12 protein-coding genes are annotated in these 13,702 nt (G+C 42.8%); 7 read left to right on the top strand and 5 right to left on the bottom strand.

Going from position 1 to position 13,702, the window contains the following annotated elements:
- Nucleotides 1-51 precede the first annotated feature (51 nt).
- The 3 genes from ACQKMP_RS23410 (at nt 52) to ACQKMP_RS23420 (ending at nt 3,189) form a co-directional block, all read left to right on the top strand.
- A complete protein-coding gene (locus ACQKMP_RS23410) occupies nt 52-849 on the top strand; it encodes an AAC(3) family N-acetyltransferase (protein ID WP_427471297.1) in 798 nt (265 codons plus the stop codon).
- 117 nt (nt 850-966) lie between these two features.
- On the top strand, nt 967-1,899 hold the full coding sequence (locus ACQKMP_RS23415; RefSeq protein WP_076283885.1) for a manganese-dependent inorganic pyrophosphatase: 933 nt from the start codon (nt 967-969) through the stop codon (nt 1,897-1,899).
- Between the two features lie 183 nt (nt 1,900-2,082).
- Complete coding sequence (locus ACQKMP_RS23420) at nt 2,083-3,189, top strand: Glu/Leu/Phe/Val family dehydrogenase (RefSeq protein WP_427471298.1); 1,107 nt, start codon at nt 2,083-2,085, stop codon at nt 3,187-3,189.
- Between the two features lie 82 nt (nt 3,190-3,271).
- On the opposite strand, the gene ACQKMP_RS23425 is transcribed toward ACQKMP_RS23420, so the two are convergent.
- Nucleotides 3,272-3,955, bottom strand: a complete 684-nt coding sequence (locus ACQKMP_RS23425) for a peptidylprolyl isomerase (RefSeq protein ID WP_427471499.1) — start codon at nt 3,953-3,955, stop codon at nt 3,272-3,274.
- 204 nt (nt 3,956-4,159) lie between these two features.
- Here ACQKMP_RS23425 and ACQKMP_RS23430 point away from each other — a divergent pair, with 204 nt between their 5' ends.
- Nucleotides 4,160-5,365 carry an MFS transporter gene (locus ACQKMP_RS23430; RefSeq protein WP_076283887.1) on the top strand — a complete coding sequence of 402 codons (1,206 nt, stop codon included), beginning with the start codon at nt 4,160-4,162 and terminating at the stop codon, nt 5,363-5,365.
- Between the two features lie 92 nt (nt 5,366-5,457).
- On the opposite strand, the gene ACQKMP_RS23435 is transcribed toward ACQKMP_RS23430, so the two are convergent.
- On the bottom strand, nt 5,458-5,856 hold the full coding sequence (locus ACQKMP_RS23435) for a hypothetical protein (RefSeq protein WP_076283888.1): 399 nt from the start codon (nt 5,854-5,856) through the stop codon (nt 5,458-5,460).
- 224 nt (nt 5,857-6,080) lie between these two features.
- Here ACQKMP_RS23435 and ACQKMP_RS23440 point away from each other — a divergent pair, with 224 nt between their 5' ends.
- Both ACQKMP_RS23440 and ACQKMP_RS23445 read left to right on the top strand, forming a co-directional pair.
- Nucleotides 6,081-7,979, top strand: a complete 1,899-nt coding sequence (locus ACQKMP_RS23440; RefSeq protein ID WP_427471299.1) for an ATP-binding protein — start codon at nt 6,081-6,083, stop codon at nt 7,977-7,979.
- Nucleotides 7,980-8,093: 114 nt separating this feature from the next.
- The gene (locus ACQKMP_RS23445) at nt 8,094-10,004 is read left to right on the top strand and encodes an ATP-binding protein (protein ID WP_427471501.1); all 1,911 of its coding nucleotides are present in this window, start codon (nt 8,094-8,096) and stop codon (nt 10,002-10,004) included.
- A 16-nt stretch (nt 10,005-10,020) separates the two neighbouring features.
- Here the strand turns inward: ACQKMP_RS23445 and ACQKMP_RS23450 are convergent, their stop codons facing one another.
- Together ACQKMP_RS23450 and ACQKMP_RS23455 are read right to left on the bottom strand one after the other, a co-directional pair.
- Nucleotides 10,021-10,260, bottom strand: a complete 240-nt coding sequence (locus ACQKMP_RS23450; RefSeq protein ID WP_170880314.1) for an NHLP leader peptide family RiPP precursor — start codon at nt 10,258-10,260, stop codon at nt 10,021-10,023.
- 94 nt (nt 10,261-10,354) lie between these two features.
- Nucleotides 10,355-11,290 carry a hypothetical protein gene (locus ACQKMP_RS23455; RefSeq protein ID WP_427471300.1) on the bottom strand — a complete coding sequence of 312 codons (936 nt, stop codon included), beginning with the start codon at nt 11,288-11,290 and terminating at the stop codon, nt 10,355-10,357.
- Nucleotides 11,291-11,393: 103 nt separating this feature from the next.
- Here ACQKMP_RS23455 and ACQKMP_RS23460 point away from each other — a divergent pair, with 103 nt between their 5' ends.
- Nucleotides 11,394-11,687, top strand: a complete 294-nt coding sequence (locus ACQKMP_RS23460; RefSeq protein WP_076299135.1) for a hypothetical protein — start codon at nt 11,394-11,396, stop codon at nt 11,685-11,687.
- A 41-nt stretch (nt 11,688-11,728) separates the two neighbouring features.
- On the opposite strand, the gene ACQKMP_RS23465 is transcribed toward ACQKMP_RS23460, so the two are convergent.
- The gene (locus tag ACQKMP_RS23465; RefSeq protein WP_427471301.1) at nt 11,729-13,639 is read right to left on the bottom strand and encodes a family 20 glycosylhydrolase; all 1,911 of its coding nucleotides are present in this window, start codon (nt 13,637-13,639) and stop codon (nt 11,729-11,731) included.
- Between the last annotated feature and the right edge of the window lie 63 nt (nt 13,640-13,702).

Here is a 13,702-nt window from a genome sequence, read left to right on the forward strand (position 1 = left end):
GTAGATGTTTATGCATCATAAAATCCAGTTCATACATAAGGAGAGCGTACAATGCACACAACAACTAGCTTGATGAAACAATTGCAGGAGCTAAAGCTTGATCCATACGGGACTATTCTGGTCCATTCCTCTTTAAAAAGCATTGGGGAAGTAGATGGAGGGGCGAACACAGTACTGGATGTACTCAGTGAATATATGAAGGACGGACTGCTCGTATTGCCAACTCATACATGGGCTTATATTAATGCAGACAATCCAAGGTTCTCTGTTCAAGATTCCCCATCTTGTGTAGGGATATTACCGGAGTTATTCCGTAAACGTCCAGGTGTTATTCGCTCTTGGCATCCGACGCATTCTGTAGCGGCTTTAGGTGCAGATGCTGAGGAGTTCACTACGGGGGATGAACGCTGGGATACGCCGTGCGCCCGTGGTTCAGCATGGGGCAAGCTACTTGATCGAAAAGCGGAAATTGTACTGCTGGGAGTCGATCTTCGGCGGAATACGTTCATCCATGGCATTGAAGAGTGGGTCGATATTCCAGGCAGAATGACGGATACCCATGAGGAGCTATATACGGTGACGCCGGGAGGAGATGAAATCATGGTGCCTTCTCGCAGACATTGTGGCCTCTCTTGGTCGGAGCATTTTTGGAAGGTGGAGCGTGAGCTTGAAGAGGGCGGTGCCATGCGCAAGGGTAACTTTGGAGACGCGTTAGTCAGGGTATGTGGGACGGTAGAAACGACGGATATTCTAAGCCAGATGCTGACAGAGAATCCGGACCTTTTCTCGGATAATGAGCCAATGCATGGGGAGGACAAGCCGGTACCACTTCCAAAGACTAGGGCGTGAACAACTTAGAAGAGGCTAATTGAATGCCGATAAAGCATTTTTCAAACCACACAATCTGGAAGCCGCTATCAATGTATGGTATATTAATCTCACTAAAACATAGTAAGGAGATTGGAAATGGAAAAAACTTTGGTTTTTGGACACAAAAATCCGGATACGGATACCATTTGTTCTGCAATTGCTTATGCTGCACTCAAAAAGGAATTGGGCTGGGATGCTGAGGCCGTTCGTCTGGGCGAGGTTAGTGGTGAAACGCAATTTGCGCTTGATCATTTCGGAGTCGCTGCTCCTCGTCTGGTAGAGAACGTAGCTGGTGAAGCAAATCAGGTTATTCTTGTTGACCATAACGAACGCCAACAAAGTGCGAATGACATTGATCAAGTGCGCGTGGTTGAAGTTATCGACCATCACCGGATCGCAAACTTTGAGACTGCACATCCGTTATACTATCGTGCTGAGCCAGTAGGCTGTACAGCTACTATTCTTAACAAGTTGTATAAAGAAAACGGAGTTGCTATTCCTAAAGAAATCGCCGGATTGATGCTGTCTGCGATCATTTCTGATTCCTTGCTGTTTAAATCACCAACTTGCACTGCGGAAGATGTAGCTGCAGCACGTGAGCTTGCTGAAATCGCTGGTGTAGATGCTGAAAGCTACGGTCTCGACATGCTGAAGGCTGGAGCTGATCTTAGCGACAAGAGTATCGCTCAACTGATTTCCTTGGATGCAAAGGAATTCAAAATGGGTGAATACAAAGTTGAAATCGCTCAAGTGAACGCGGTGGATGTTAATGATGTTCTCTCCAAACAAGCTGAACTGGAAACTGCACTTACTTCCATTATTGCTGAAAAAGAATTGGATCTGTTTTTGTTTGTAGTTACAGATATCCTTAATAATGATTCCGTAGGTCTGGCTCTGGGTCGAGTTGCAGGTGCAGTAGAAACGGCGTACAATGTTAAGCTTGATGACAATAAAGCACTTCTCAGAGGTGTAGTATCCCGTAAATCGCAAATCGTTCCTGTTCTTACAGAAACAATTGCTAAGCTGTAACACATTTTGACAATTGCACTCTATTCGGTGCAGTAGCATTCATATAAGAGCCACGTCATCCATTGAAAGTTATAAGGGTGACGTGGTTCTTTTTGTTTTACGACACATTCTGCTACAATACTTTGAGAGGTAAGAGTAACAACCAACATGTGGAATATAACAAAGAGATAGGGGATATTAAGAATGGAATTGTTTGCAACACTCGAGCAGGACGATTACGAGGAACTGTTATTTTGTCAGGATAAAGCATCAGGATTAAAGGCAATCATCGCCATTCATGACACGACATTAGGGCCCGCACTGGGTGGAACACGGATGTGGACATATGCTACAGAAGAGGAAGCGATTGTTGACGCGCTTCGATTAGCGAAAGGGATGACGTACAAAAATGCAGTATCCGGCCTAAATTTAGGCGGTGGGAAAACAGTAATTATAGGGGATCCCAAGAAGGATAAGAATGAAGCGATGTTCCGTGCTTTTGGAAGATACATACAGGGCTTGAATGGACGTTACATAACAGCCGAGGATGTTGGCACTACAGAAGAAGATATGAACATTATTTATCAGGAGACAGATTATGTTACAGGTACATCTCCTACTTATGGTTCCTCGGGTAATCCATCACCAGCTACGGCTTACGGCGTATACCAAGGGATGAAGGCAGCGGCCAAAGCAGCGTTTGGCAGTGATTCGCTCGAAGGGAAGATTGTAGCCGTTCAAGGCGTTGGGAATGTGGCTTTTTCGCTGTGTAAGCATCTTCATGAAGAGGGCGCTCAGCTTATCGTAGCTGATATTCACAAAGAAGCTGTGGGGCGTGCAGTAGAGGCTTACGGCGCCAAAGCAGTCGATCCCGCAGATATTATCAGTACAGACTGTGATATCTATGCTCCATGCGCACTCGGAGCAACGATCAATGATGAGTCCCTCCGGGTAATTAAGGCGAAGGTGATCGCTGGCGCAGCCAACAATCAGTTAAAAGAGGCCTATCATGGCGATACTCTGCACGAAATGGGCATTGTATATGCTCCTGATTATGTGATTAATGCTGGTGGCGTTATTAATATTGCGGATGAACTGAATGGTTATAATAAGGAACGTGCGTTTAAACAGGTTGCAAAAATTTACGATAACATCACCCGCGTGCTGGAAATCTCACGTCTAAATGGAATTCCTACTTCTGTTGCGGCAAATCAGCTTGCAGAGGAGCGGATTTCCTTATTAAGAAATACTCGTAGTACTTTCTTGCGTAACGGTCAACATGCTCTTAGCAGAAGATCACTACGGGGATAAGGTGCATAGGTACTTAAATTAGTCTTTCACAAGCAAAAACGCCGTTGGCGTCCTTTAAGGACGCCAACGGCGTTTTTGCTTGTTATTGTACCTTTTGTGGTTCTGGGTAAGTGACGCCCAGGGTGTCGACGGTTACTTTCTTCATCACTGGTGGCTCTTCTGGACGATCTGAACTGTCTGTTTTCAAGCCAACAATGGATTTAACCACGTCCATGCCTTCGGTAACTTTACCGAAAGCGGCATAGCTTCCATCTAGACTAGGATAAGCTGTATCCATAATAAAGAACTGGGAACCGGCAGAATCTGGAGCCTGCGATCTTGCCATGGACAGAACACCTTCCGTATGCAACAGGTTATTAGTAAACCCGTTTCCAGAGAATTCTCCAGCGATGCTATATCCTGGGCCACCCATACCGGTACCATCAGGGTCACCGCCCTGAATCATGAAGTCAGGGATCACTCTATGGAATATGGTGCCGTCATAAAATCCTTTTTGAATCAGTGAGATGAAGTTGTTAACAGTGTTAGGGGCAACTTCAGGATAAAGCTCGGCTTTGATGATGCCTCCGTTATCCATCTCAATAGTCACAATGGGGTGGCTTGCTGTAGCTGAAGGGAGTCCTTCGTTAGCGCCAGCATTTGTCTCGCTGCTTGCGTTATTTCCTGCTGCCCCACTGCTGCTTCCATTATTACTGCTGGCATTGTTATTGGTAGGCTTATTACCGCAACCTGCTGCAATAACCATCACCAGGCATAACATGACCATTAGGATAGCAGATCTTGCTCGTGTAGACTTCACTAATCAATCTCTCCTTTTTCTTGAATAATCTCGTAGGTACTTCTCATAATAACCTCTTTGTCCCTTTACATGCAAAGGTCAGTTATGACATGTGGGATTGGCACATTCTCAAAAGAGGTTTACAATAATAGGAATGTTTCCGCGAGAACATCAAGAAAGGATGTGTAGATCATGCGCTTTTCATGGAAACGGAACTTGATCGTGCTTTGGGTGGGTGTCTTTTTTTGTAGTACGGCGTATTCGATCTCTATTCCGTTCCTCTCTATTTTTTTGAGTGACGAGCTTGGGGTTACGAATCATTTGGAAATTTGGTCTGGGGTTAGCTTTGGCATAACCTTTCTAGCCAGCGCTTTAATTTCTCCCTACTGGGGTTCCCTCGCCGACAAATATGGTCGGAAGCCGATGCTTATTCGCTCGGGCTTCAGTTTGGCAGCCTTATATCTGATTAATTACTTCGTGCATGATCCTTACGTCTTTCTGATCGTGCGCGTACTACAAGGATTGCTTGCTGGATTTGTTCCGGCTGCGATAGCCATGGTGGCTACGAACACACCTGAGGATAAGACCGGTTATGCGCTGAGTATTATGTCTACAGCCGGAGCAACGGGCAGTATCATTGGTCCATTGATCGGCGGTGTAGTGAGCTTTTACACAAGCAATCGGGTTGCTTTTTTATTCTCAGCAGGTATTGTACTCGTTTCGGCACTTATTGCTACTTTTTTTGCTAAAGAAGAGAATTTTGACCGATCTGCTCCGAGGTCTCATGTAAGTGATGATATCAAGGAAGCGCGAAGCAATCGCGCATTTATGACTTTGCTATCGCTGGCGGGGATAAGCACCTTTTCTGTTATGATTCTGGAGCCGCTTATTCCGATACATCTGCTAGACATGGGAATCGCCAAAAGCAGCGCCTCGCTAAGCTCAGGAATTGTATTCTCCGCTGTGGGTATTGCTACTGTGCTAATGGCTCCGCAGTGGGGGAGAATCGGAAGCCGGAAGGGCTTCGGGATGATCTTGTTCATTGGATTAATCGGTGGAGGTATCGGTAATATTCTGCAATTCTTTGTTACAGGGTATGTGGAATTCGCCGTTCTTCGTTTTGCCTACGGCTTGTTCTATGCAGGTGTGCTTCCATCTGTAAATGCAATGATTGTACAAGTGATTGAGCCCGGGTTTCGCGGACGTGCTTTTGGTCTCAACCAAGCGGCATCTCAACTCGCGACAATGGCCGGGCCTATTATAGGCGGTTTACTTGGGGCTTTTATCCAGATCCGCTGGGTGTTTGTGATCAATGGGGTGATGCTGCTTGTAGCAGCGGTATTGGTTAAGACCCGTAAGCTGGATTCCCAAATTGCAGCAGCGCGTTCAGCAGAATAACCGGCAGCTCAAGAGTAACCCTTACGGAGGAAATTGCTCATATTGAAAAACAAATAAAGCCGCCGGATCCTAGCCCGGCGGCTTTATATAGTCTAATCTCCCTGTGATCCATTTAAGACGTCCGTTCCAGGCATGCCATCTACTGGTGGTGAAGCAGGGTCGATGATGGATCCAGGATACACCTCATCTGCATCAGGAATATCTTCCAATGGCGGATCCTCCTCTTCCATTTCTAGCAGCTCCTCGTCCTCAGCATTATCGCTACTTGTTAGTCCTGCCGTTTCAGCGGCGAGGAATGCATCGGATTCCAGTAAGTCATTTCTTTCGAGTGTTTCCTCAGGTTGGTTTAAACCAATATCCGCCGCCAAATATTTATCGCCAACCAACACGGGGTCGGCATCTTCATTGACAACATCCTCTACATCAATATCAGCTTGTATATAACGTTCATATGCAAAATCGGCTTCAGTTTTATTAGGTGTATCTTCCATAGCCGTTCACTCCCTCGGTAGGTTAAGATTTGGACTTCTCATATGTATCTTTACCCGATTGCCTATGATCGAATCGTTTTATAAATAATCAGGGAAATAACGCCGATAAATAACGTCTTTTTTCGAGAAAATTTACAAGAATAGGCAGGAATAGTGCGAAGGTTGTCGAAATTAAGAATCATATATGATCATTTAAACAACTAATGAATTACTGAGGTGCTACGATGAAGTTGCCAAAACCAAAGATAGCGGCTACTTTGCTATTATTTCTATTGCTAACAGCAATAGTGCCTTACGGTGCGGCGATAGTGAGTGCTGGATCATCAGACTCTGCGCTGCCAAGTTGGGAGATTAGATTTGGAAATACAGAAGCAGAGACTGTCGAAGAAGCTGTAGCAGCTTCAGATGATGAATGGATTCGCGTAACGCCTCATAATCACAAACCAGAGATGCCAAAAGGTACATCCTCAGCGTGGCTCCGGTTTTCTTTGCCGCAAATGAGCGAGAAATCCGCGTTATTCATTAATAAGGTATATGGAAATAGCGTCAAAGCTTATGTGAATAACGCGTTAGTATATGATTCTGAGAATAAATACAATTTCAACGGCAGCAAAATTCTAATTCCTTTATCCACAGAAGATGGAGGAAAGGAACTATACATATGGACACACGGAGGAAGCAAAGATTTAGGAATAGAAGGCGAAATAAGAGTAGATCGCTACAGTGAGCTGTTGTCCATTTATGTGAAGCAGGGCTTAATGGATATCATCATTGGGATGACGTTTATCTTTATAGCTATTGTCCTGTTTATTTGTTCATTATTCTTGAGAAAAGGATTTTTTACGGCCGGATTTTTGTTGGTGTTAATTCTCTTATCCATTGGAGTCATAGTGGTTACGTATTCTTCGTTTTTGCCGATCATCCTCGGAGATTATGGGAAAATCGTGCTTGTATTCTTTGATTTAGCATTGTACACCTTGTTGCCATCAGTAACCTTTTATTTTGAGAAAATATTCGGTTCAGGGAAAAAACAAATCGTCACCCGATTCCGTAAGTTTCAATTGGTTTATTCTATATTCTGTCTTTCACTAATGGTTATTAATATCCTTCTGTCGTATCAGCTGGAAGACTTTTATAGATTCATGACTGCTGATATTCTAGGCATCATTATGATTGTGCAATTTATATTATTGGTAAGCTTAGCGTTTATTCATACTTATCGCGGCAATGGGGATGCTATTGTTTTTACTACAGGATTTACAATCTTTGCATTTATATCTCTTGTCGAATTGATCGTATACTACATATCCAGAGAATCCTATCAATTATATTGGTGGAAGTGGGGGATGATGGTTTTCGTATTATCCTTAATCGTCATTCTGGGGAGAAGGTTTACGAGAAACCATGAACAACTCGTTGAATATTCTCGTAAGCTTGAGACGTTTAATAATGATTTACAGCGTTCCGAGAAAATGGAGATTATAAGTGAATTGGCAGCTTCTGTAGCGCATGAGGTACGGAATCCTTTACAGGTAACCCGTGGTTTCCTTCAGATCCTAGGAGAACGCTCAGATTATAAGGAGAGGGAATATATGCAGATGGCTATCGCAGAACTGGATAGAGCTACGGTTATTATCTCAGACTTCCTTACCTTTGCTAAGCCAGGGCTAGAGACCATTGAGAGGCTTGATGTATCCGAGGAGTTACGGCATGTGTCGGGTATTCTCGCTCCGCTTGCGAATTTGCAAGGGGGAGTCATTGAACTCAACCTGCAGTCGGAACTCTGCGTGATTGGATCATCTGCCAAATTTAAACAAGCGTTTATTAATATTATAAAAAATAGCATCGAAGCTTTGCAGGATAATGGACTTATTAGAGTTACGGCCTGGAAATCCGAAGCCCATGTAATGATTAGTGTACGTGATAATGGAGAAGGGATGAATGGTAGCGAACTGGCCCGATTGGGTGAGCCCTATTACTCTAATAAAACAAAAGGAACAGGACTTGGACTTATGGTAACCTTCCGAATAATTGAGGCGATGGAAGGGACAACGGAGTTTCATAGTGAGAAGGGGGAAGGAACGGAGATTATCATTAAATTGCCAACGGCTAGAAAAAATTAGGAGAATTTAATGATTATTCCGTTTTTTAGAAGGAAAGGGTAGCATAGTGAGCGAAGTAGTAACACACAGAATATTGTTTCTGAAACTTCCTTCTGAGGTGCCTATATGCGCTTGATGGTTAGAATACTCCACATTACAATCACCCTTTCACTCCTCCTGATAGGTTGTGGCTCTATTATTGTATCGGCAGCGAACCCAAATCCATCCCAAGAAATTACAAAGTGGCAAATGAAATGGGAGGATGAAACAGGAAATACAGGACAAGAGATTCCGTGGAGTGAAGGCCAGCAAAGCTGGATGAACGTAGATTCTAAGAAGGAACTCCCAGAGTTACCTTCAGGAGTATCCTCTTCTTGGACCCGCATTTTCTTACCCGATTTAAGTTATGTGTCTCCTTCGGTGTATATCGATACTTTATATGCTCTTCATGTGAGAGTGTATGTGGAGGATCGTTTGATCTTCGAGGAAAATCGTAAATATATCAAGGATAACTATTCTTTGCTGTTGCCTTTAAGTAAAGAAGATAACGGGAAAACACTATATATCTGGACAGAAACCATGCAAGACAGAATTGGAATTAAAAAAAGTGTAATGATCGGTGAACATAGTCAATTAATTAATGAATATATTGAGAATGGACTAAGTGATGTGATTTTGGGCTGCGCTTTTTTTCTGGTGGCTATCGTTCTATTTATAAGTGCTCTATACATAAACAGAGATTATTTCTCCAGTGTTGCTTCACTAGCAGTGGTTATAGCGGCTACCGGAATCCTTTCTATAACCTACTCCCCCTTCATCTATACCTTTTACAATAAATTGGGGCCAATTAGTAACGTTTGCCTAGACTTAGCCCTTTTTTCACTTCTCCCAGCGCTTACCTTTTTATTTGAGAAATTATTCGGTAGTGGTAAATTCAGTATCATTCGAAAATTTCGTCAATTTCAAGTGCTTTACTCTTCTTTTTGTTTGCTATGTCTTTTAATCAATCTCCTATCAAATAATCGCTATATTGAGTTCTATTATTTTATTTCTACCACCATTATAGGGGTTATCCTTATCCTCCAATTCATCCTGCTGATCGCATGTGTGGTTATGTTCTCTCTTAAAGGAAATAAAGATGCTATTGTGTTTGCCATTGGATTTGGAACCGCTGCGTTTACTGTAGTTGCAGAGCTATTATGGTATTACATCCAAAAAGGGAATTATGATTTGTTCTTGTGGAAGTGGGGGCTGGTTGCTTTCATTATTTCCTTGATCGTAATTCTGGAACGAAGATTAGCCTATAACCATCAACAGGTTGTTAATTACTCTAGAGAACTAGAGCGTTTCAACAATGAATTGGAGCGTTCGGAAAAAATGGAGATCATTAGCGAGCTTGCTGCATCGGTAGCTCATGAAGTAAGAAACCCACTACAAGTCACTCGGGGCTTTCTTCAGCTGCTTAGCGAGAAATCCGTTAACGAAGAGCAAATTTATATGTCAATGGCCCTAAGTGAACTAGATCGTGCATCCAATATTATTACAGATTTCTTAACCTTTGCTAAACCAGAATTTGAGACGATCTCTAGTCTGAATTTATATGATGAATTCAAGCATATTGAGAGTATTATGCAGCCCCTGTGTCACATCAATGGAGGGAAAATGATTCTGGATGTATCCGGCCAATTATGGGTAAAAGGAAATTCCTCGAAATTTAAGCAGGCGTTCATTAACATTATCAAGAACAGCATTGAATCATTCAGTGAAGAAGGGTTCATTTATATGTCGGTGTACGGTGAAGATAATAAAGTGATTATTCACATCAAAGATAACGGGGAAGGAATGGACCCTGATGTTCTGCACCGACTCGGAGAACCATATTTCACCAAGAAAAATAAAGGAACAGGTTTAGGATTGATGGTCACCTTCCGCATCATTGAAACTATGCAAGGTGAAGTAAGATTTACAAGCAAAAAAGGAGTAGGAACCGAATCCATTACCATACTGCCATTGGCAGAAGCTCCGGATGATTCCTACTCCCTATGAGGTTAATCCTGCTGTCTTACCAAGAACCGCGTGGTGCTGCGGTTGCTTTCAATACATCTGATGATGGACTTGGTGGGATTACAAGATAGAATTCATTTGAACCTTCTTCAACGGCTTTCAAGGTAACGCTGTCGGGAATGATTACGCCTAGCGCTTCTTGGAGAGCTGCTTTTGGATCTGCGAGTAGTCTTTGCTTAAAACTTGGATCTTCCCATGCCTTTTGAATGACTTGATTTCTAAGAACTGCTTCTGACATAATAATCACCCTTTCCAAAATGTATATATTTACCTTTAATAATATAACATAGCAATTGTGCTAAATCTATTCTTTTTATTACAAAATAATAGATTTATTGTATATTTTTTGACAAATAGTAAAACAAGCCCCCACCTTGTAAAAGCTGTTTTTCTGCTTCGATAGAATCTGAGATCTGTTGTAAGTTCGTCACCAACATGGAGTGGAATGCTAGGAGCTGAGGTATATCTAAGCTGGAAGCCATTACTTTGCGATGCGTATCCTGCGCTAGCTCAGCATAGGTACGTAGTCCGTTTGCTGTAAACAGGAAGAATTCGACCTCTTTTGATGTGAGTGTGGTTGCTTTATCAGTGGATAGATAGCTTCGTGTGAGTGAGAGGAGACAATTATAGCTGCCTTCTGATAAATCTTCGTTCCAGTCTTCATAGTCGTCAAGCATTTGAAGTGTAAGTAGAACAGAGTCGATCATTTCCTCAGACTGCGGTACAAGAGAATCCTTACCAGATAGCAGAAGGGCAGCGGTACTGGATAGTTTGAGCGGACTGGCTTTATATGGGATCTTGATCCGATCATTAAGAAAATAATCACTGGTGGTTTCATTACTAACACTGTCTGCCCATTGAGCGATATAACGATTGAACGATGTCCAGAAAGAGGAGTCATTCGGAAATAAAAGTCTGTAGATATTCAAAAATTCAACATAGAGTAGGTTCGCTAAAGGTAATCTTTCGTATGTAGAGGATTCTTTGCTGTCCATCAGGTCATCCTGTATGAAAAAATATAGCATGAAGAAGACATTGCCCATCGACATTTGACGGGTAATTTCTGCTGAGAGCCCACAGCTTTTCTGAAGCCAAAAGGGCAATAGATAACATATGTAATTTTTGTGGCTTTCCGCATTGAATACGTTAAAATGTTCAAGATAGGACATGCCTTGTGAATTTAGAGGCTCAGGAAATTCGGAGATGATCTTTCTACTTTCTTGAAATACTAAGCGGAGTTCTTCTTCGTAATCATTTAGCCAATCCATTGCATCCCTCCTACAATAAAATTGCAAAAAACTGGTTCTTTCGCCCTGATTATATCCTTCTCTTTATTCCATTACAACTAAAATTTAGGAGGTTTAAGGACGAATGGAGTGCTATACTTTTGGACAAATGCTTATGACTATTCGAATGGGGCAAAAGGCTGAAACGCCAGACGGCCGCATTGTGATGCGTACCTCTGCGGGACTTATTTGGACCAATGGGATATTGAATGGAAAAACAGTAGAAATCAAAGATTATTTGTTCTCTGATCTGTGGCAAATCTATGAGGATGAGGAAAGCATGAAAGAGGGAATCGGCAGAGAAAAGCATGAAAAGCGGGAGCGGGAAATGCTTGAAAATCAATATGAAGAGCTGCGCATAGCGAGCCGGAAACATTAAATTCAACGTTCGACTCGCCAATTGCAGCTAGGATGAGGAAATTACTTCGATTTCAATGCTTCGTATTGACCTCTAAGACGTAGAAGTCTCCAAATACTTTGATCTAAGCCACCGAGTCGGTTGCGCTCGGTCCACAATAGACGATATTGATGAAGTAGAACATTCAAATCATTGATTTGCTCCGTAATCAGATTAGGGTCAATCGAATCTGGCGCGGATGCCAGCTGCAGTTTAATTCTTCCAAGCTGCACAGCGTGCTTCACAAAATGGATTCCGTTACTCAGTTCCTTAAGAACAAGATCAGCATCAGCACATTGAAGATCAAGCCCCGAGAGACGTGCCTCGATAGAGAGCATGTATTCTTCAAGATTGTTGAAATGCTCTTCGGTAAGTTTCTCTACAATTAACAAATTGTCGAGATTAGTACGAAGAAGCAGAGACATTTCCGTATCATTTGAACGAATGATCTCGGATTCAAGCTGATAGTAATTGCCGAGATCAAGGAGTAGTTGACCAATACCCTCGGAACGATCCGCGAAGATGAATGTATTTAAATATTTAGCAGTGTCTACATCTAGATTGTTATCTACATTCCAGGAAAGCGCAGCACCATAAACATATCCAGTGTAGCTGATTGGGAGATGCTGCCAATGCCCATGATCACCCCAATCGGTAATGAGATAGCCGATAGAACCATTATTTTTGCCATGAATAGCTGCACTACGCAGATTAGCAAACATATTGTCGCTACGCCCTGTAATGGAGTTCCATGAGCTGGTACCTGGGCAGACATAGAAAGGAATGCCTGCTTCACGGAATTTGAGGGTATCCGACTCAAAAGGATGTTCCGCACTGTAACCCCATTCCATAGCAATAATATCTTTAGGCAGGTGAGGGATCAGTTCGGGATGTTGGATAATAATATCACCCCAGAATTGCATCGTCTTGCCGCGTTTCGTAACAAGCTCATAAATCTTCTGAAGAAAAGATAAATAGATCTGACCTTTGCCTTGTGATTCAGCCAGCGCCTTGCTTTTGCCAAGACCAAGCTCATACGTCTCATCACAGCCTACATTAAATTGATTAGAGGAGAAGTATGGAAGCAGATCGTCGAACATTTTTTCTAGCAGAGGGAGCACGGCAGGATCTTCGGTATCAAACGTACCGGGATGCATAAATAGTCCTTCTGGATATACATCCCCCATGTACAATTCCTTGGGAAGCATAAATCCCTCTGGAATTTCGGCTAAAGCATTGAATTCAGGACGGGAAAGCCAGCCTTCCATATGTCCAAAGCTGTTCTGGTTTGGAACAAGCTCAATATAACGCGCCTTACAGTAGGCATCTAGAAGCAGGATTTCCTCTCCTGTGATTGGAGTCTCAAGCTCCCACACTTGAGGGAAAGATTCGTACGCGAACGGCGTACCTTCTATATATAGCTGAAGCTGGTTCATCTTCAGATCGGCCATAAGGTCAATGATTCGGTACAAGGTTTCTTGCTTTGGAATTTTATTGCGGCTGATATCAACGGTTATCCCTCTAGCTCCAAAATCAGGTTCATCGCGAATATGCAGATGAGGAATAGATCTGCCGCTTTGTTCAATGATTTGTTTCAGAGTGGCTGCTGCGTAGAAGGCACCGACAGGTGAGCTATAGGAGACAACGATACCGCTCTGATCAACAACTATTTCGTATGCCTGCTCAGATAATGACGGCACATAGCTAAAGATACAAGCGGATACAACCGTTGGACGAGTGCCAATAGATAAGGTCAAATGAAGATTTAAGGCTTGTTTAATCACAGCTTGCAGCTTTTGTGCAGCAGGCATTGAACTTTGCTCTCCTGTACTAGGAAGTACAATGCTTCCGCTTATTGGGAAACGGTATGAGCCCTGTGACAATGTGAATTCACGCGGATTAGGCAGAAGCAGTAGTGTAGAATGATTAAGCATAGCGTGGACACCTCTTATTCATGTAGAATATGATCAACTTCACAATAACCTTATCACTACTAA

The sequence above is a fragment of the Paenibacillus sp. NPDC101420 genome, assembly GCF_050277435.1.
Taxonomy (GTDB): Bacteria; Bacillota; Bacilli; order Paenibacillales; family Paenibacillaceae; genus Paenibacillus_AQ.

Excerpts from the sequence above, each read along its gene's own strand:
- ACQKMP_RS23455 (WP_427471300.1), bottom strand. The coding sequence starts at position 11,290 with ATGGATTGGCTAAATGATTACGAAGAAGAACTCCGCTTAGTATTTCAA.
- ACQKMP_RS23430 (WP_076283887.1), top strand. The coding sequence starts at position 4,160 with ATGCGCTTTTCATGGAAACGGAACTTGATCGTGCTTTGGGTGGGTGTC.
- ACQKMP_RS23450 (WP_170880314.1), bottom strand. The coding sequence starts at position 10,260 with ATGTCAGAAGCAGTTCTTAGAAATCAAGTCATTCAAAAGGCATGGGAA.
- ACQKMP_RS23465 (WP_427471301.1), bottom strand. The coding sequence starts at position 13,639 with ATGCTTAATCATTCTACACTACTGCTTCTGCCTAATCCGCGTGAATTC.
- ACQKMP_RS23460 (WP_076299135.1), top strand. The coding sequence starts at position 11,394 with ATGGAGTGCTATACTTTTGGACAAATGCTTATGACTATTCGAATGGGG.
- ACQKMP_RS23440 (WP_427471299.1), top strand. The coding sequence starts at position 6,081 with ATGAAGTTGCCAAAACCAAAGATAGCGGCTACTTTGCTATTATTTCTA.
- ACQKMP_RS23435 (WP_076283888.1), bottom strand. The coding sequence starts at position 5,856 with ATGGAAGATACACCTAATAAAACTGAAGCCGATTTTGCATATGAACGT.
- ACQKMP_RS23425 (WP_427471499.1), bottom strand. The coding sequence starts at position 3,955 with ATGGTCATGTTATGCCTGGTGATGGTTATTGCAGCAGGTTGCGGTAAT.
- ACQKMP_RS23445 (WP_427471501.1), top strand. The coding sequence starts at position 8,094 with ATGGTTAGAATACTCCACATTACAATCACCCTTTCACTCCTCCTGATA.
- ACQKMP_RS23415 (WP_076283885.1), top strand. The coding sequence starts at position 967 with ATGGAAAAAACTTTGGTTTTTGGACACAAAAATCCGGATACGGATACC.
- ACQKMP_RS23410 (WP_427471297.1), top strand. The coding sequence starts at position 52 with ATGCACACAACAACTAGCTTGATGAAACAATTGCAGGAGCTAAAGCTT.
- ACQKMP_RS23420 (WP_427471298.1), top strand. The coding sequence starts at position 2,083 with ATGGAATTGTTTGCAACACTCGAGCAGGACGATTACGAGGAACTGTTA.